General features: G+C 52.4%; 2 protein-coding genes. One reads left to right on the forward strand and one right to left on the reverse strand.

The features are described 5' to 3' along the window. A partial coding sequence (locus tag V5P19_RS22975; protein WP_334407831.1) for a zinc finger domain-containing protein occupies positions 1-208 on the forward strand: 208 nt, incomplete at its 5' end. 38 nt (positions 209-246) lie between these two features. Here V5P19_RS22975 and coaD read toward each other — a convergent pair. Beyond that, positions 247-521, reverse strand: a 275-nt coding sequence (coaD, locus tag V5P19_RS22980) for a pantetheine-phosphate adenylyltransferase (RefSeq protein WP_334407833.1), incomplete at its 5' end; no start/stop codon positions are given.

A 521-nucleotide genomic window follows, 5' to 3' on the forward strand; every position in this document is an offset into this window, starting at 1 on the left:
GATTAAAGCGGTGTTGCTGCGTTCGATTGAGCAGGGTGGTACAACGCTGAAAGATTTTCTGCAAAGTGATGGTAAACCGGGCTATTTCGCTCAGGAATTGCAGGTTTACGGGCGAAAAGGTGAGCCGTGTCGGGTGTGCGGTACGCCGATTGTGGCGACTAAACATGCGCAGCGGGCAACGTTTTATTGTCGGCAGTGCCAGAAGTAATTCATGCGCGCCGGATGGCATACCATCCGGCATAAACGCTACGCTAACTTCGCCATCAGCGCCTGATGGACATTCTCCGGCAGGAAATGGGTGACATCGCCCTGATGGCGCGCCACCTCTTTCACCAACGATGAAGAGATAAACGACCACTCTTTCGACGGCATCAGAAACACACTTTCCAGTTCCGGCATTAAGTGGCGATTCATATGCGCCAGCTGCATTTCATATTCAAAATCTGCCACCGCACGCAGGCCACGAATCAGCACCGTAGCGTGTTGATTACGGGCGAAGTTCGCCATCAAATCACTAAACC

Origin of the sequence: Enterobacter sp. UNJFSC 003 (genome assembly GCF_036903355.1) — a bacterium.
Taxonomy (GTDB): domain Bacteria; phylum Pseudomonadota; class Gammaproteobacteria; order Enterobacterales; family Enterobacteriaceae; genus Enterobacter.